The organism is Pseudomonas sp. FJ2-5-13, from assembly GCF_029201605.1.
Taxonomy (GTDB): domain Bacteria; phylum Pseudomonadota; class Gammaproteobacteria; order Pseudomonadales; family Pseudomonadaceae; genus Aquipseudomonas; species Aquipseudomonas lactis.
In genome coordinates this window covers 40,225-55,975 of sequence record NZ_CP104045.1, presented here as the reverse complement: position 1 = coordinate 55,975, position 15,751 = coordinate 40,225, and the positions used below count along the sequence as shown (strand labels likewise).

The window sequence follows — 15,751 nt, the reverse complement described above, 5'->3', positions numbered from 1 at the left end:
GGCAGGGAAGTGTTTTAGAAGCGCGCTTTAGGCGTCGCTGAAGGGATCGGCTCGGTGCCGTTCAGCGGTCGGAACGCCGCTTTGTCCGCATCGTAGGCCCGTATTTCGCTGGTCTCGATGTTGTAGATCCAACCATGGATAAACAAATGACCATTGGCCATGCGCGAAGCCACGGAAGGGTGGGTGCGCAAGTGTTGCAGTTGGGCGATGACGTTTTCTTCGGTCAGCACCGCCATGCTCTCGCCTTCGTTGGCGCAGTCGCAGTTGTCATGGACCATGGTCTTGGCGACCTCGGCGTGACGCAGCCAGGCCTTGACCGTTGGCATCTTTTCCAGGCTGTCGGGGTTGAGCACGGCACGCATGGCGCCGCAGTCCGAATGCCCGCACACGATGATGTGCTGTACGCCAAGGGCGAGCACCGCGTACTCGATAGCGGTGGAAACACCACCGTTCATCTGGCCGTAAGGCGGCACCACGTTACCGACGTTACGGGTCACGAACAGGTCGCCTGGGGAGCTCTGGGTGATCAGCTCGGGCACGATGCGCGAGTCGGCGCAGGTGATGAACATTGCCCGTGGGCTCTGGGCAGTGGCGAGTTTCTTGAAGAGTTCTTCCTGCTGGGGGAAGACGTCGTGATGGAAATGCAAAAAGCCGTCAACGATATGCTGCAGCGCTGCATCGGCGGATTCCGCCACCTGAGGGGCTGAAGCCGACGCAGCCAACGGCTGTTTATCCTTGTCACTCATGATTCATCCTCTTGATCAATGCAGGGGAGGGTTCAGGTCAGTTCGACGCCATGGCGGTGAAATAGTTGTAAAACACACACCGGCCAAGCCGCCGACTCATCAGTCACTCGCTGAACAAGGTAACCACCGAAACTTAACTCAAACTGAATGAACCGCTCTAGAACGCGGGTTTCAGTGATGTCAAAACGCGACTATTCCTACAGCAAAGGTGCACGTTTCCCCATCAGTCTACAACAAAGCCATCTGCCTGCCCGGTGGGCAAAACGCTGTGCAATCGAGGTTGAACCCTTCCCGCCGATTCAGCCCAAGGCGTTTGATTGCCTTGGTGAAACGCTGCGCCAGCAAATCGGCAAACGGCCCCTCACCGCGCATGCGCACGCCAAACCGGCTGTCATACACCTGCCCCCCGCGTACCTGGCGCACCAGGCTCATCACATGGGCCGCACGCTGCGGGTAATGGGCCGCCAGCCACTCCTCGAACAACGGCGCCACCTCCAACGGCAGGCGCAGCATCATATACGCCGCGCTTTGTGCGCCGGCCGCGTGAGCTTCGGTAAGCAGGCTCTCCAGTTCACTGTCGTTGATCATCGGGATCATCGGCGAGCACAGCACACCCACCGGAATGCCCGCGTCGCGCATCACCCGAATCGCCCGCAGCCGCGCCTTGGGCGCTGCCGTGCGCGGTTCCAGGATGCGCTTGAGTTCATCATCCAGGCTGGTGAGGCTGATCATCACCGCTACCAGGCGCTGGCGGGCCAACTCGGTCAGCAGGTCGAGGTCGCGCAGGATGAGCGAGCCCTTGGTGATGATCGTCACTGGGTGGCGGTAGCGCAGCAGTACTTCAAGGGTCTGCCGGGTAATCCGGTATTCACGCTCGATTGGCTGGTACGGATCGGTATTGGAGCCCAGGTTGATCGGTGCGCACACGTAGCCCGGCTTGGACAGCTGCTGCTCCAGCACATCAGCCGCGTTGCTCTTGGCAATCAATTTGGTTTCAAAGTCCAGCCCGGGCGACATGTCCCAATAGGCATGGCTGGGCCGCGCATAGCAGTAGATGCAACCATGCTCACAACCGCGATACGGGTTGATGGACCGATCAAACGGCAAGTCCGGCGAGTTATTGCGGGTGATGATGGTCTTGGCCGTTTCGATACGCACTTCGGTGCCTTGGGTCGGCGGCACTTCCTGGTACCAACCGTCGTCCTCGGCCACGCTGACGGTGGGTGCAAACCGATTGTGCAGGTTGGTGGCCGTACCCCGGCCACGGGGCGGCAGCGCAGTAGACATGAAAACGCCTCGATACTGTTTTTATATACAGTATCGAGGCGCGAGGTTTCTGACCAGTGCCGTTGGGCGGCCAGCGAACTTATCAGTGCTTTTGCGTCACCTGCCCCAGATCATCGCCCGAGGTGGTGTGCAGATCGTTTTTGCGCAGATCCGCCACATCGCTCGCCTTGACCGGCGCGCCCTGGTTGCCCCAGCTACCACGGATAAAACTGACTACATCCGCCACTTCCTGGTCCGACAGACGCCAGGCGAACGCCGGCATGGTGAAGGTTGACGGCGCCGCATGGGTGGCCGGCAAGGTGCCGCCGTTCAACACAATGTTGATCAACGACGTGGCATCTGCCGTCTGCAACACCGGGTTGCCCGCCAGCGCCGGGAATACCCGCGTATAGCCATGGCCATCGGTACGGTGGCAGGCCGCGCAGTTGTCGATATACACCGACGCACCGGGCTTGCTGTCATCGCCCTTCCACAGCGCTTGTGCTACCTGCTTGTCGTACTGGTGCGGCTGGTCCTTGGGATCGACCGCCGGCAGGCTCTTGAGGTAGCGGGCGATAGCGGTCAGGTCCTCTTGGGACATGTACTGCATGCTGTGCACAACCACATCACTCATGCCGCCGAACACCGCACTGCGGTCGCTGCGACCGGTCTTGAGGAACTGCACCAACTGCTCTTCGCTCCAGCTGCCGAGGCCATCCTTGTGATCGCCGCGCAGGCTTTTGGCAATCCAGCCTTCCAACGGCGCACTGCCAGACAGGAAGGCGCTGCCGTCCGTGGCACTCAAGGCTTTTTCCTGCATGGTCAGGGCACGCGGCGTATGGCAGGCGCCGCAATGGCCGAGACCTTCCACCAGGTAGGCGCCGCGATCAATCACCGGGTCGGCAGCGGCTTGCGGCTGATGCGCCTCGACTGCCGGGGCGAACATCCAGCGCCAGGCCGCCAACGGCCAACGCATGCTCAAGGGCCAGGGAATATCGCTGTCCTTGTTTTCTTGGGCAACCGGTTCGACCCCCTTCATGAAGTACGCATACAACGCTTGCATATCGCTGTCGCTGACGCGTGCGTAGGACGGGTAGGGCATCGCCGGGTAAAGCGTACTACCGTTCTTGGCGACGCCATGGCGCACGGCCTTGTCGAAGTCCTCGAAGCTGTAGTCGCCCAGCCCGGTCGTGTCCGGGGTGATGTTGGTGGAATAGATCACGCCAATCGGTGTTTCCATCGGCAGGCCGCCAGCGAAGGGCTTGCCACCCTTGGCGGTATGGCAGGCAACACAGTCGCCGGCACGTGCCAGGTACTCGCCCTGCTTGATCAAGTCGGTTTCGGCGGCGCTGATCGAGCAGCTGCTGAACAGCGCCAGGGAGGCGATAACGAGTGCTTTCATGGTCATCGCTCCTTATACCTGAACCAGTGGGCCGGGGTTTTTGAGGTACTGCTCGCGAATCGCTCGCGCCGACCAATAGGTCAACGCTGCCACCAGGCCGGTAGGGTTGTAGCCCAGCCCTTGTGGGAAAGCGGAAGCACCGGGGACAAATACGTTGTGCACATCCCAGCTCTGCAAGTAGCGGTTCAACGCACTGGTTTTCGGGTCGGTACCCATGATCGCGCCACCGTTGAGGTGGGTGGTCTGGTAGGAGGCGGTATTGAAATGCTCACCGACCTTTTTGCCCAGCACGGCGATGGCCTTGGGGTTCATGGCCTGGGCCACTTTGCCCATTTTTTCCATCATGAAGCGGTTCATCTTGATGTCGTTTTCTTGCCAGTCGAAGGTCATGCGCAACAGTGGCAGGCCGTAGGCATCGCGGTAAACCGGGTCCAGATCCAGGTAGTTGCTGCGGTAGGACTGATGGGCGCCGTGGGAGTCCATGGAGACCTGATGGGTGTAGTAATCGGCGGTGGCGCGCTTCCAGGCGCTGCCCCAGGCCGGCGTGCCCGGTGGGTTGGACGTACCGGCAATCGGTCGGCTGCCGGCCTGGTTGACCCACATCGGCGAGCCACCCACGAAGCCGTGAGGGCCGTGATCGAAGTTGTCGGCGTTGAAGTCGTCGATGGCCACGCCATTGCCGCCCGCGCCGATAAAGTTGTTGGTGTGGGTGTCCTTGTCGAAGAACGCCTTGATGGTGCCCATGTTCTGGTAGGCGAAGTTCCTGCCGACCACGCCTTCATTGGTAATCGGGTCATAGGGTTTGCCGATGCCGGACAGCAGCATTAAACGCACGTTATGGAACTGGAAGGCGCCAAGAATCACCAGGTCCGCCGGCTGTTCACATTCGCGGCCCTGAGCGTCGATGTAGGTCACGCCGGTGGCTTTCTTCTTGGTGCTGTCGAGGTTGACCTTGAGCACGTGGGAATTGGGCCGCAGCTCGAAGTTCGGCACCTGGCGCAGGGCCGGCAGGATGTTCACATTCGGCGAGGCCTTGGAGTACATGTAGCACACGTAGCCACTGCAAAAGCCGCAGAAGTTGCACGGACCCATCTGCGCACCGTAGGGGTTGGTGTACGGCCCCGACGTGTTGGCCGACGGCAGGTTGTAAGGTTTGTAACCGACGTCGGTCGCCGCTTTCTGAAACAGCTGGGCGGAGACGGTATTTTTCTGCGCTTCAAGCGGGAACGGGTTGGAACGATCCGGCGCGTAGGGGTTGCCGCCGCGGCCTTCGCCGACCAGTTGGCCCTTGACCGTCCAGGCCTGGCCGGAGGTGCCAAAGACTTTTTCCGCGTAGTCGAAAAACGGCTCCAGCTCTTCATAGCTGACGCCGAAGTCTTGGATGGTCATGTCCTTAGGAATAAAGTTTTTGCCGTAGCGCTCTTCGTAATGGCTGCGCATGCGCAGCTCAATCGGGTCGACGCGAAAATGCACGCCCGACCAGTGCAGCCCCGCACCACCGACGCCATTACCCGGCAAAAAAGCGCCCAACTGACGATTGGGCAGGGCGACGTCATTTACGCTGTGGCGAATGGTCACCGTTTCTTTGGAGATGTCCTGGAACAGCTTCTTACGCACGCTGTAGGTCAATTCGTCGATGACCTGGGGATAGTTGCCGTCTGGGTAAGTGTCCTGCATCGGGCCGCGCTCCAGCGCTACCACGTTGAGGCCCGCTTCCGTCAGCTCCTTGGCCATGATCGCGCCCGTCCAGCCGAAGCCCACAATCACTGCATCCACTTTCTTCATGATGGTCGCCACGTTTACGCCCTCTCGCCGCGAATGGAAACAGCCGGGAAGGGGTATTGCTCGTTGCGTTCCACCCAATCCATGAAGTCGGCGCGGGCGCCGGGGAAGCCGATCATGGTCCAGCCGACCATGCCTTTATTGCCACCGTGGATAGGGTCGCAGAAGAAGCCTTCCTTGGTGTTTTGCAGCAAAAGGTTGAAGAACATCTTGGGCGGCACGGCATCGAAATGCGCCGCCACTTCGCTGCCGCCAGCCTCCAGACGCCTGAGCATATCGTCTCGGGTAGCGCTGTCTTGTGCAGCAAAAGCTTTACCGTTGAACGCTTTCGACCAGGCATCCGTGGCAGCAATACCCAGACGATAGATCTCCTTGGGCACCAATTTGCTCTGCCAGCCCATCTCCGGCGCCGCATCGGCGTTGAACGGACCTTGCATGAACCACAGGGCGCCACTGGCGTAAGGGGTGTTCATCTGGCGGTCGATGTATTCCGGCGCGCCAGCCTCCAAGGCACCCGGGCCCTGGGCATCAGCGGGAATCAAGCGCTCGACGGCAGCGTTGATAAACGCCCATTCCTCGGCCGTGAAATAGCTTGGCTCATAGGCTTTACCGCTGACCGCAGGCTTGGCCGGTTCGGCCTGGGCCGGTTCCGGCGTGGCCATCAGCATCGAACCGCCAAGGCCGGTGCTGGCAACCGTGACCACCGGGATCAAGGTCAAGGATTTGCGTAAAAAGTCACGCCGGGGGTTGTCTTGATCTTGATCAGACATGGGTACACCTCATCATGTGGTCACGGGTTTATCCGCCGCTTCTGGGAGCAGCGTGAAGGCTTGCGGCTAATTGGATCCAAGCAGATACAGCACAATGGCAAACATTAGTTACAAATGATAGCAGGCTAAGAATTCAGAGGCGTCAATTCGACGACAAAAACACCGGATCAGATCGCAAGCATCACGATTCTTTGACACGGACCTCACGCCGTATTGACCCGCCTTGAGTGAGTCTGTGGCCCATCAGCCACTTCCTCGCTCGGTCACAACGTTCATGTTCAACACACGCATACTGCTCGTTCTAGGCCTGGCGCTCATGAGCCTGCTCAACACCGTACAAGCCGATGAGGCTGCGTCGATCCGCTCGCCGGAATGGGCCCAGCCGGTGGGTAGCCAATACAACCTGCACCAAATGACACCCACGCTCTATCGCAGTGCATTGCCGAATGAGCGTGCGCTGCCCCTGTTGCAAACACTCAAGATCGCTACGGTCATCAACTTCCTGCCGGAATCTGATGCGCAGTGGCTCCAATCATCTGATATCAAACAGGTGCAGTTGAGCTATCGCACCAACCACGTCGACGATTCCGACGTGCTGGCGGCGATCAGAGCGATTCAGGCAGCAGAGGCCGATGGCCCGGTGTTGATGCACTGCAAGCACGGCGCCGACCGCACCGGCCTGATGGCGGCGATGTATCGGGTGGTGGTTCAGGGGTGGAGCAAGGAGGATGCACTGAACGAGATGACCTTGGGCGGCTTTGGCAGCAGCAATGGCTTCAAGGATGGCGTTCGCTACATGATGAAAGCCGATGTCGACAAATTGCGCACAGCTTTGGCGAATGGGGATTGCAGCACCAGCGCGTTTGCGTTGTGCTCAATGAAAGACTGGATCACCACAACGGGCCAGGCAGAGAAAAAACTGTAGGAGCGAGCTTGCTCGCGAAAAACTCAACAGCGCCGCGCTTATCCAGGATAACGCGCGTTATCGTTAACGTTTTTCGCGAGCAAGCTCGCTCCTACAGGGGGTGCGGGGTTAGTCTTTTTTCAGCTTCGGGTTTGGGAAGAACTGCACTGCCTGCACTTTAGGGTCCGTCGGGGCTTTCAACGCGGAGGTATTGACCCTTGTGCCCAATTCCTTGGGCACCGACAGGCCTTGATCATTCAGCGTATCGGTATACCCACAGGCCACGCACTCACGGTGCGGCACGTTGTCTTCGGTCCACATCTTCAACTTGTCCGGCTCGCTGCACGCCGGGCAGACAGCCCCGGCGATAAATTGCTTTTTGGTGATCACAGGCCCTTCACTCATGCTGCTGCGTCCTCACTCAGGCCGCTGTGGCGCAAGAGTGCGTCAATCGACGGCGCTCGTCCGCGGAAGTCGACGAACAGCACCATCGGCGCCTGGGAACCGCCACGCGCCAGGATGGCTTCACGGAACGCACGCCCGGTCTGGGCATTAAGCACGCCGTCTTCCTCAAACTTGGAGAACGCATCCGCCGACAGCACTTCGGCCCACTTGTAGCTGTAGTAACCCGCCGCATAACCGCCGGCGAAGATGTGCGCGAAGCTGTTGGGGAAGCGGTTGTAGGCCGGTGGGCGCATCACCGAGACTTCATCGCGCACGCCTTCCAGCACCTGGGCCACGCTGCGACCATCGCCATGGGTGGCGTGCAGTTCAAAGTCGAACAGCGAGAACTCCAGCTGACGCACCATCATCAGGCCGGACTGGAAGTTTTTCGCCGCGAGCATTTTCTCCAGCAGATCCTGGGGCAGGGGCTCGCCGCTTTCGTAGTGGCCGGAGATCAGCGCCAGGCCTTCAGGCTCCCAGCACCAGTTCTCCATGAATTGGCTCGGCAGTTCCACCGCGTCCCACGCCACACCGTTGATACCGGATACGCCGGCATGTTCCACGCGGGTGAGCAGGTGATGCAGGCCATGGCCGAATTCGTGGAACAGGGTGGTGACTTCATCGTGGGTCAGCAGGGCAGGCTTGCCGCTGTCGGCCGGAGTGAAGTTGCACACCAGGTTGGCGACGGGGCTTTGCAGCACGCCATCAACGGTACGGCGGCGGTCACGGGCGCCATCCATCCAGGCACCCCCACGCTTGTTGGCGCGGGCGTACAGGTCGAAGAAGAAACGCCCGACGTGCTCGCCGTTTTCCTTGATCTCGAACAAACGAACATCCGGGTGCCAGGTGTCGAAGCCTTTGAGCTCAGCAATCTCGATGCCGTACAGGCGCTGCACAATGGCAAACAAGCCGCCCAGCACTTTGTCGATGGGGAAGTAGGCGCGCAGGGCTTCCTGGGACACGCTGTAGCGCTGCTCACGCAGTTTTTCGCCGTAAAAACCGCTGTCCCAGCTTTGCAGATCAGGGCAGCCTTGCTCGGCGGCGTAGGCCTTGAGTTGCTGCAGGTCCTGGGCGGCAAACGGCTTGCTGCGCTTGGCCAGGTCACGCAGGAAGCTGAGCACCTGGTCGCTGGACTCGGCCATCTTGGTGGCCAGGCTCAGCTCGGAGAACGAGGCATAACCCAACAATTGGGCCAGTTCCTGACGCAGGTCGAGGATCTGTTCCATCACCGGGCCGTTATCGTTCTGACCGGCATTCGGGCCTTGGTCCGACGCACGGGTGCAGTAGGCGGCGTACACCTCTTCACGCAGGGCACGGTCCTGGGCGTAGGTCATGACGGCGTAGTAGCTGGGGAATTCCAAGGTGATCAGCCAGCCGTCGAGGCCCTTGGCCTGGGCGGCGGCGGCCATTTGTGCCTTGGCCGAGTCGGTCAGGCCGGCAAGGGTGGCTTCATCGGTGACGTGCTTGGTCCAGGCCTGGGTGGCGTCCAGCAATTGGTTGGAGAACTTGCTGCCCAGCTCGGACAGCTTGCTCTGCACCTCGGCATAGCGCTTTTGCTGCTCCGGCGGCAAGTCGATGCCCGACAGGCGGAAATCACGCAGGGAGTGTTCCAGAATAGTTTTTTGCGCCACATCGAAACCGGCGGCTTCCGGGCTGTTGGCCAGGGCTTCGAAGGCCTGGAACAGCTCACGGTTCTGGCCCATTTCGGTGGAGTAGGCGCTCAAGGCCGGCAGGCATGCCTCGTAGGCTTCGCGCAGTTCGGCGCTGTTGCACACGGCATTGAGGTGGCTGACCGGGCTCCAGGCCGCACCCAGGCGATCATTGAGTTCGTCCATGGCCAGGACCAGGCCGGCCCACGTCGGATTTTTACCCTGGCTTTGCAGGATCTCTGCGATTGCCACGCGGTTGTCGGCGAGGATCTGTTCGATGGCCGGCTGCACGTGTTCGGCACGGATCGCCGAGAACGGCGGCAGGTCGTAGGACTGCAAAAGAGGGTTGTTCGCGCTCACGGTGGGCACCTTGGCTGAAGAAACATGTAGAACAAAGATGGGGCCATCTTAATTACAATCAACACCCACCGCAGCTATCAGCAGAAGAGAGAGAGGCTATCGTGACCCTTCGCACCTATCAGAACCACACGCCAACCCTCGGCGCCGGGGCGTTTGTGGATATTTCGGCGGTGGTGATCGGCGATGTCGAAATCGGCACTGACAGCTCGGTTTGGCCGCTGACAGTGATTCGCGGCGACATGCACCGCATCCGCATCGGTGCGCGCACCAGCGTGCAAGACGGCTGTGTGCTGCACATCACCCATGCCGGGCCGTTCAATCCTGAGGGTTTCCCGTTGCTGATCGGCGACGATGTGACCATCGCCCATAAGGTCATGCTGCATGGCTGCACCGTGGGTAGCCGCGTCCTGATCGGCATGGGCAGTATCGTGATGGATGGCGCCGTGGTTGAAGACGACGTGATCATCGGTGCCGGCAGCCTGGTGCCGCCAGGCAAGAAACTCGACAGCGGTTTTTTGTATGTGGGCAGCCCGGTGAAGCAGGTTCGCGCATTGACTGACAAAGAGCGCGCCTTTTTCACCTACAGCGCCGCGAACTACGTGAAGCTCAAAGACCTGCACCTGGCCGAAGGATTCGATCAATGACCCTGCATCACCCCACCGTCCTGTTCGACCTGGACGGCACCCTCACCGACCCGCGCGAGGGCATTACCCGTTCGATCCAGTACGCCCTGGCCAAACTAGGCATTGATGAACCTGACCTGACCAAGCTCGAACACTTCATCGGCCCGCCCTTGTTGCAGGCGTTCATGCAGTTTTACGCCTTCGACGAGGCCAAGGCATGGGAGGCCGTGAATTTCTACCGTGAGCGCTTCAAGGTTACCGGCCTGTATGAAAACCGCGTGTTCGACGGCGTTATGCCGTTATTGGAAGAGTTGAACAGCCAAGGGCGCCAACTGTACGTCGCCACCTCCAAACCGTGGGAATTTGCCCGCGAGATTGCGCGGCATTTCGACTTTGCCAAGCACTTCAAGGTGATCTACGGCAGCGAGCTGGACGGTACGCGCACCAACAAGGTGGAATTGATCGCGCATTTGATGCGTGAGGAACGACTGGACCCGGCCACCACCTTGATGATCGGCGATCGCAAGCATGACCTGATCGGGGCACGCAGCAATGGGCTGGATTCGGTCGCCGTGGGGTATGGGTTTGGTAGTTTTGAAGAGCTGAATGCCGAGGCACCGACCTGGCATTTCGAGACGTTGGCGCAGATGCACCAGGCGTTTTTGCAGCGGTCTTAAGAGCGCTTTCGCAGGCAAGCCAGCCCCACAGTTGACCGATTTTCAACATGAGAATGCGGTCAACTGTGGGAGCTGGCTTGCCTGCGATGAGCATAGGTATCTACACAACTGTGTAGTTCGCGGCAGCCTCCTGTAACCACGATGCGAAGCGAGTCGCTCTTGATCTTGATCTGCTTTTGATCTTAGGCGCCCCGTTAAACCACGCTGGCCGGAATTCGACAGGGATTTGGAGGGTAAACCGGCAGGGATGCCGGTTTAGCCGCCCCGCGCCATGGATGGCGCGTGGCGGCGGCCCCCCAAATCACTGGCGGATTACGGGCACACCGAGCCTGGGCGAGGTGCCGAGTGGTGGGGCAAGAGCGTTTTGCTTACTTTTGCGCTGTTCAAAAGTGAGCCGCCGTCAGGGCGGAACCCTAAGTGGCCGTTACCGCAGGAATGGATATGTACACGGTCCAACTGTGTTGACTGCAAGGCCGCCTTCGCGAGCAAGCCCGCACAGTTGGGTCGTGGGGCGTCAGGTAAATAGGCGTCAGCTGTCAGGCCGTCTTCGCAGGCAAGCCAGCTCCCACAATTAGATCGCGGTGCGTCAGTTAGAGCCGCGTCGGCTATCCGGCCGTCACGGGAGCAAGCTACCTCGCCACAGGGTCAGCGTCGCACCAACGTTGTGTAGATAACTATGCTGCGATGAGGCCCTAACGGCCAACCTTCTCCAACTGCCTCAACGCCGCTTTACGCTGCTCCACCGGCAACCCGCCCAACCGCTCCACCGCCGCATAAAACCTCACCCAGTCCCCACCTTCCCGCGCAAACAGCGCCGCAAACGCCGGCACCCATTGGTCATACAACCCAAACGGTAACAGTCGGGCATTGTTCATCGGCTGGTTGATCCAGGCGTCATAACGCTTGTCACCACCCCATTGGCTATCGCGCAGGTGCCGGTATTCGCTGCGCAACTGTTCGAATTGCGCCGCTTTGGCCCGGCGCATGGCGTCCGATGCCAACGGCTGCGCGTACAACGCCTCCAGACGTTTACGGGTATCGAGAATCAGCCGGATAAATTGGTCACGCTGCTTCAACGCCGCATCGCCGACAGGCGCCAGGCCCCGCGCCGCACGCCATTGTCGCGTGCCTTCCTGTTCGACAAAACTGGCATAGGACTCGTTGAACTCGGTGTCGTCCTTCACGTAGAAGCGCTGGTGGGCCAGCTCATGGAAGATCAGCGTGGCGAGGCGCTCATCGCCCCAGCTCATCATCGAGCTCATGATCGGGTCGTTGAACCAGCCCAGCGTGGAATAGGCCTCCACGCCACCGATCGACACATCCATGCCCTGTTGCCGCAACAGTGCCGCCTCGCCCCGCGCCGCACCTTGGTTGTAGTAGCCGCGATAGGCGACGCAACCGGCGATGGGAAAGCAATGGTTCTGTGGTGACAGAGAAAATTCCTGCGTGGCAAAGACATTCCAGACCACATAGGGTCGGCCGATATCGGCATACAGCCGATAACTTTGGTTGTCAGGCAGATGCAGCTGTTCGCTGGCAAAAGCTCGGGCTTTCTGCGATTGAGCCAGATGCTCGCGCAGCACTGGCGGGCGAGCAGGGTCGGCGATCACCTCGGCAACCGGCTCCCGGGCCCGCAACAGCTGCCACTGGCCGCTCGCCAACTGGCCGTAATAACTGACACTGGAGCAGCCGCTGAGCAGCGCAACCATCAGCCCTGGAAGAAAACGCCTGATCATGCACTGACTGCTCCTGGGTGATTGGTTCGCCAGACTATCGCGCTTGCAGGGGATTTTTCCACGGCGTGGCGTGTTTATACTCAAGCCTCTCTTCGTGTTGAGTACCTGCCATGCGCCAGCTTGTGCTTCCCCTCGCCGCTGTATTCCTCAGCGCTTGCGCCTCTACCCCCATCCCCCCTGTGGACCCGCAGCAGGCCTGGGTCGATTTCACCACGCCGACACCGGGTTCAAAGTTGGTGATGGCTCAGCGCCTGGACGGGAAAAACCTCGACGACGGGCGCTTTTTTCAAATGCCTCCCGGCCCTCACGAGCTGATGGTGCGCTTTGACTTTGAAGTGCCCGCCGGCGGCGGTTTGGGTGGCCTCAGCCAGATGATGTATCGCACCTGCTTCATGACGCTGCAGTACGACCACTTTCAGGCCGGCCAGCGCTATGTGCTGGAAGGGCGCTCACTGGCGTTCACGCCCAACATTCGGCTGTACGACTCAAGCCGCCAGTTATTGGCCGAAGAGCGCAGCGTGAACTGCATCTGAGTCAGTCGTTGTTTTTTTGGTAGATGATGCGCTTGGTGCCGTTTTCGCAAGAACCAACAATCATGGCTTCGTCATGGTTCTTGGCTTCTTCGGCGGTGATGATTTCCAGGGTGTAGGACGGAATCGCCTTGGCCTGGATCTTCACTTCGATTTCTTTCCTGAGCTCTTCACAATCTTTTGGCGCGGCCACGGCCGAAGTGGCCAATACACCGCAGATGATTGCCAAGGCAAAACGTTTCATGTGTGGAGCTCCCTGAATGCGCTGCGCACGAGTGTGCGCCTAGGCTGCATGGGCTATTCGACCACATTTTGCGAACACGAGTTCTGATTTAACGCAGAACTAAAAATGTGGGAGCGGGCTTGCTCGCGAATACGCAGTATCAGTCACCGAAGATATCGGCTGATCCACCGCATTCGCGAGCAAGCGCGCTCCCACATAAGATGACTGCTGTGTCAGTTGACCAGCGTGGCATCCAAGGTGATGGTCGCATTCAGCACCTTGGACACCGGGCACCCTTCCTTGGCCTTTTTGCTCAGTTCATCGAACTGCGCTTGGCTCGCGCCTGGGATTTTGGCCTTCAGGATCAGATGCACTGCTGTAATCGCAAAGCCGCCCTCGACCTGGTCCAGGGTCACTTCGGCCTGGGTGTCGATGCTGTCAGCCTTGAGCCCAGCGTCGCCGAGAATCATGGAAAACGCCATGGAGAAACAGCCGGCGTGAGCTGCGCCGATCAATTCTTCAGGGTTGGTACCCTTGCCGCCCTCGAAACGGGCCTTGAAGCCGTATGGCGCTTCGCGCAGCACGCCGGTTTCGGTGGAAATGGAGCCCAGGCCAGTCTTCAGGTCGCCTTCCCAATGCGCGGATGCCTTTTTAACGATACTCATAGCTTTCTCCTCGAACGGTGGTTTTGCGTCGGTAAGGGTTCTGAGGATAGACGCCACGGCAAAGTTCATCTTGTCGGAAAAACCTAGCAATCAAGTAGGAAAATTCAGAGCCTCCTATTGAATCTCGGGTATATGCCCTCATTGCATAGAACATGCACATGCAGCGGCAGGTTTTGGCTCGTTTACAAAAGCCTGTGCGCCCTATTGGAGAAGCAGGCTTATGAAATCGCTGTCCGACGTAAAGTTCTCGACCCTCGACCTGGTGCCCGTACGCGCCAACGGCAGCCCGGCGCAGTCGCTGCGTAATTCCCTGGACCTGGCCCAGCATGTGGAGAAGTTCGGCTACCACCGTTTCTGGGTAGCCGAGCACCACAATATGGACGGCATCGCCAGTTCGGCCACCTCGGTACTGCTCGGTTACCTGGCAGGCGGCACCTCGACCATTCGCGTGGGTTCCGGCGGCGTGATGCTGCCTAACCACGCGCCACTGGTGATCGCCGAGCAGTTCGGCACCTTGGAAAGCCTTTACCCTGGCCGTATTGACCTGGGCCTGGGGCGCGCGCCCGGCTCCGACCAGATGACCGCCCGCGCCCTACGCCGTGAACGCTCCGGCAGTGCCGATGACTTCCCCGAAGATGTGGCCGAGTTGATGGCCTACCTGGGCCCGCGTACGCCAGACCAACGAGTTATCGCCGTGCCGGGCACCGGCACCAATGTGCCGGTGTGGCTGCTGGGGTCGAGCCTGTTCAGTGCGCAATTGGCCGGTGAGCGGGGCTTGCCTTACGCCTTCGCTTCGCATTTCGCACCGCGCTTGATGCATGAGGCCATTCGCGTGTATCGCAATCACTTCAAGCCTTCGGCGGTGCTGGATAAACCCTACGTGATGCTCGGCATTCCGCTGGTGGCGGCCGACACCGATGAGCAGGCCGATTACCTGGCCACCTCGGTGTACCAGCGTATTCTCGCGTTGATGCGCGGCCAGAGCCTGGTGCAGCGCCCTCCAGTCAAAACCATGGACGGCCTGTGGTTGCCCCATGAAAAAGACGCGGTCGGTAGCTTTCTTGGTTTGGCCATGGTGGGCAGCCCGGCGAAGATTCGCGGCAAGCTTGAGGTGTTGATCGAGCAGACCGGCGCCGATGAGCTGATTTTTACCAGTGACCTGTATGAGCACGCCGATCGGATTCATTCCTACGAGCTGCTTGCACAAGTGATGAAGGGCTGAAATCCAGGCGAAAAAAACCGACGCACTGGCGTCGGTTTTTTATGTCCACAACACGAGATTAACCGCGCTTGTAGGCAATTTCCTTGGTGCCACCTTCGCAGGTGCCAACTACTTTGTGGTCACTTGGCGTAGCACCTTTGTCCACCACTTCCAGCGAATACCCCGAAGCACCCTTGGCGTCGATTTGCGCGGCAATTTCGCTTTTCAGCTCCTCACAAGGCTTGCCCGCCGCCATAGCGGTACCCGCAATGCTCAACAACCCTACCGCCAACAGAAACGTCTTCATCCGTTACTTTCCTTGCGCTGATCAAAAAGAGCGTGCCGACGCTCATCGCATCGGCACCCGTTGTTTGTAGCGCAGGTTATGGCAATCGGCCAGCGGGCAAAGTTCAACTCTGCCGATCAACTACTGGCAATGCGGAATCCTACTTTGAGCGTGACCTGGAAGTGCGCAGCCTTGCCATCCTTGATGTGACCACGGGTTTCGGTCACCTCAAACCACTCCAGATGCTTGATGCTTTTGTTGGCTTCGGCCAGGGCATTGTTGATCGCGTCTTCGATGCTGGTGGTGGAAGAGCCTACCAGTTCGACTTTCTTGTACGTGTGATGATCACTCATGGCGTTTCTCCTTTAGGTCGTCAATCAAGACTAGCAGCGAATGTGCGTACTGCTTCAGGCGACCGTTGGGAGGCGAAAGTTCAGAATTACTGCACTTTCTGAAACCGGCGCAGTCGGTATCTACACACGCCACT

Annotated in this window: 17 protein-coding genes; 5 read left to right on the top strand and 12 right to left on the bottom strand. The window is 59.6% G+C overall.

Features of this window, described 5'->3' with window-relative positions; all coding sequences use genetic code 11:
* Positions 1-14: 14 nt before the first annotated feature.
* The 5 genes from N2A98_RS00270 to N2A98_RS00250 all read right to left on the bottom strand — a co-directional run bounded on the left by N2A98_RS00270 (position 15) and on the right by N2A98_RS00250 (position 5,966).
* Positions 15-746: a carbonic anhydrase gene (locus N2A98_RS00270; RefSeq protein WP_003187331.1), complete on the bottom strand. Its 732-nt coding sequence runs from the start codon at positions 744-746 to the stop codon at positions 15-17.
* Positions 747-974: 228 nt separating this feature from the next.
* Entirely contained in the window at positions 975-2,033 is a 1,059-nt protein-coding gene (locus tag N2A98_RS00265) for a PA0069 family radical SAM protein (RefSeq protein WP_032894331.1), read from the bottom strand.
* An 82-nt stretch (positions 2,034-2,115) separates the two neighbouring features.
* Complete coding sequence (locus N2A98_RS00260) at positions 2,116-3,414, bottom strand: cytochrome c (protein ID WP_044270252.1); 1,299 nt, start codon at positions 3,412-3,414, stop codon at positions 2,116-2,118.
* A 12-nt stretch (positions 3,415-3,426) separates the two neighbouring features.
* Positions 3,427-5,211, bottom strand: a complete 1,785-nt coding sequence (locus tag N2A98_RS00255; RefSeq protein ID WP_044270250.1) for a GMC family oxidoreductase — start codon at positions 5,209-5,211, stop codon at positions 3,427-3,429.
* Positions 5,212-5,213: 2 nt separating this feature from the next.
* Entirely contained in the window at positions 5,214-5,966 is a 753-nt protein-coding gene (locus tag N2A98_RS00250; RefSeq protein WP_125969268.1) for a gluconate 2-dehydrogenase subunit 3 family protein, read from the bottom strand.
* Between the two features lie 274 nt (positions 5,967-6,240).
* Here N2A98_RS00250 and N2A98_RS00245 point away from each other — a divergent pair, with 274 nt between their 5' ends.
* Positions 6,241-6,891: a dual specificity protein phosphatase family protein gene (locus N2A98_RS00245; protein ID WP_275622863.1), complete on the top strand. Its 651-nt coding sequence runs from the start codon at positions 6,241-6,243 to the stop codon at positions 6,889-6,891.
* Between the two features lie 108 nt (positions 6,892-6,999).
* Here the strand turns inward: N2A98_RS00245 and N2A98_RS00240 are convergent, their stop codons facing one another.
* Both N2A98_RS00240 and prlC read right to left on the bottom strand, forming a co-directional pair.
* On the bottom strand, positions 7,000-7,275 hold the full coding sequence (locus N2A98_RS00240; protein WP_044270247.1) for a YheV family putative zinc ribbon protein: 276 nt from the start codon (positions 7,273-7,275) through the stop codon (positions 7,000-7,002).
* Positions 7,272-9,323: an oligopeptidase A gene (gene prlC / locus N2A98_RS00235; protein WP_032894337.1), complete on the bottom strand. Its 2,052-nt coding sequence runs from the start codon at positions 9,321-9,323 to the stop codon at positions 7,272-7,274. Before prlC ends, N2A98_RS00240 begins: the two co-directional genes overlap by 4 nt.
* Before the next feature lie 101 nt (positions 9,324-9,424).
* Here prlC and N2A98_RS00230 point away from each other — a divergent pair, with 101 nt between their 5' ends.
* Positions 9,425-9,967, top strand: a complete 543-nt coding sequence (locus tag N2A98_RS00230) for a gamma carbonic anhydrase family protein (protein ID WP_044270245.1) — start codon at positions 9,425-9,427, stop codon at positions 9,965-9,967.
* On the top strand, positions 9,964-10,623 hold the full coding sequence (locus N2A98_RS00225) for an HAD family hydrolase (RefSeq protein ID WP_275622862.1): 660 nt from the start codon (positions 9,964-9,966) through the stop codon (positions 10,621-10,623). Before N2A98_RS00230 ends, N2A98_RS00225 begins: the two co-directional genes overlap by 4 nt.
* A 692-nt stretch (positions 10,624-11,315) precedes the next feature.
* Here the strand turns inward: N2A98_RS00225 and N2A98_RS00220 are convergent.
* Positions 11,316-12,359 (bottom strand): aminopeptidase, encoded by a 1,044-nt coding sequence (locus N2A98_RS00220; RefSeq protein WP_275622861.1) that lies wholly within the window; start codon positions 12,357-12,359, stop codon positions 11,316-11,318.
* A gap of 110 nt (positions 12,360-12,469) precedes the next feature.
* On the opposite strand from N2A98_RS00220, the gene N2A98_RS00215 reads away from it, so the two are divergent.
* Complete coding sequence (locus N2A98_RS00215) at positions 12,470-12,892, top strand: hypothetical protein (RefSeq protein ID WP_044270239.1); 423 nt, start codon at positions 12,470-12,472, stop codon at positions 12,890-12,892.
* 1 nt (position 12,893) lies between these two features.
* On the opposite strand, the gene N2A98_RS00210 is transcribed toward N2A98_RS00215, so the two are convergent.
* Together N2A98_RS00210 and N2A98_RS00205 are read right to left on the bottom strand one after the other, a co-directional pair.
* The gene (locus N2A98_RS00210) at positions 12,894-13,133 is read right to left on the bottom strand and encodes a DUF1161 domain-containing protein (RefSeq protein ID WP_003187312.1); all 240 of its coding nucleotides are present in this window, start codon (positions 13,131-13,133) and stop codon (positions 12,894-12,896) included.
* A 212-nt stretch (positions 13,134-13,345) separates the two neighbouring features.
* On the bottom strand, positions 13,346-13,777 hold the full coding sequence (locus N2A98_RS00205) for an OsmC family protein (RefSeq protein ID WP_003187311.1): 432 nt from the start codon (positions 13,775-13,777) through the stop codon (positions 13,346-13,348).
* 220 nt (positions 13,778-13,997) lie between these two features.
* On the opposite strand from N2A98_RS00205, the gene N2A98_RS00200 reads away from it, so the two are divergent.
* Complete coding sequence (locus tag N2A98_RS00200) at positions 13,998-14,999, top strand: LLM class flavin-dependent oxidoreductase (RefSeq protein ID WP_034129211.1); 1,002 nt, start codon at positions 13,998-14,000, stop codon at positions 14,997-14,999.
* 58 nt (positions 15,000-15,057) lie between these two features.
* On the opposite strand, the gene N2A98_RS00195 is transcribed toward N2A98_RS00200, so the two are convergent.
* Positions 15,058-15,285, bottom strand: coding sequence for a DUF1161 domain-containing protein (locus N2A98_RS00195; protein WP_034134138.1), 228 nt, complete (start codon positions 15,283-15,285; stop codon positions 15,058-15,060).
* A gap of 116 nt (positions 15,286-15,401) precedes the next feature.
* Positions 15,402-15,617 carry a dodecin gene (locus tag N2A98_RS00190; protein WP_005783406.1) on the bottom strand — a complete coding sequence of 72 codons (216 nt, stop codon included), beginning with the start codon at positions 15,615-15,617 and terminating at the stop codon, positions 15,402-15,404.
* Between the last annotated feature and the right edge of the window lie 134 nt (positions 15,618-15,751).

Excerpts from the sequence above, each read along its gene's own strand:
- N2A98_RS00240 (WP_044270247.1), bottom strand. The coding sequence starts at position 7,275 with ATGAGTGAAGGGCCTGTGATCACCAAAAAGCAATTTATCGCCGGGGCT.
- N2A98_RS00220 (WP_275622861.1), bottom strand. The coding sequence starts at position 12,359 with ATGATCAGGCGTTTTCTTCCAGGGCTGATGGTTGCGCTGCTCAGCGGC.
- N2A98_RS00215 (WP_044270239.1), top strand. The coding sequence starts at position 12,470 with ATGCGCCAGCTTGTGCTTCCCCTCGCCGCTGTATTCCTCAGCGCTTGC.
- N2A98_RS00190 (WP_005783406.1), bottom strand. The coding sequence starts at position 15,617 with ATGAGTGATCATCACACGTACAAGAAAGTCGAACTGGTAGGCTCTTCC.
- N2A98_RS00205 (WP_003187311.1), bottom strand. The coding sequence starts at position 13,777 with ATGAGTATCGTTAAAAAGGCATCCGCGCATTGGGAAGGCGACCTGAAG.
- N2A98_RS00270 (WP_003187331.1), bottom strand. The coding sequence starts at position 746 with ATGAGTGACAAGGATAAACAGCCGTTGGCTGCGTCGGCTTCAGCCCCT.
- N2A98_RS00245 (WP_275622863.1), top strand. The coding sequence starts at position 6,241 with ATGTTCAACACACGCATACTGCTCGTTCTAGGCCTGGCGCTCATGAGC.
- N2A98_RS00195 (WP_034134138.1), bottom strand. The coding sequence starts at position 15,285 with ATGAAGACGTTTCTGTTGGCGGTAGGGTTGTTGAGCATTGCGGGTACC.
- N2A98_RS00260 (WP_044270252.1), bottom strand. The coding sequence starts at position 3,414 with ATGAAAGCACTCGTTATCGCCTCCCTGGCGCTGTTCAGCAGCTGCTCG.
- N2A98_RS00210 (WP_003187312.1), bottom strand. The coding sequence starts at position 13,133 with ATGAAACGTTTTGCCTTGGCAATCATCTGCGGTGTATTGGCCACTTCG.
- N2A98_RS00265 (WP_032894331.1), bottom strand. The coding sequence starts at position 2,033 with ATGTCTACTGCGCTGCCGCCCCGTGGCCGGGGTACGGCCACCAACCTG.
- N2A98_RS00225 (WP_275622862.1), top strand. The coding sequence starts at position 9,964 with ATGACCCTGCATCACCCCACCGTCCTGTTCGACCTGGACGGCACCCTC.
- N2A98_RS00250 (WP_125969268.1), bottom strand. The coding sequence starts at position 5,966 with ATGTCTGATCAAGATCAAGACAACCCCCGGCGTGACTTTTTACGCAAA.
- N2A98_RS00200 (WP_034129211.1), top strand. The coding sequence starts at position 13,998 with ATGAAATCGCTGTCCGACGTAAAGTTCTCGACCCTCGACCTGGTGCCC.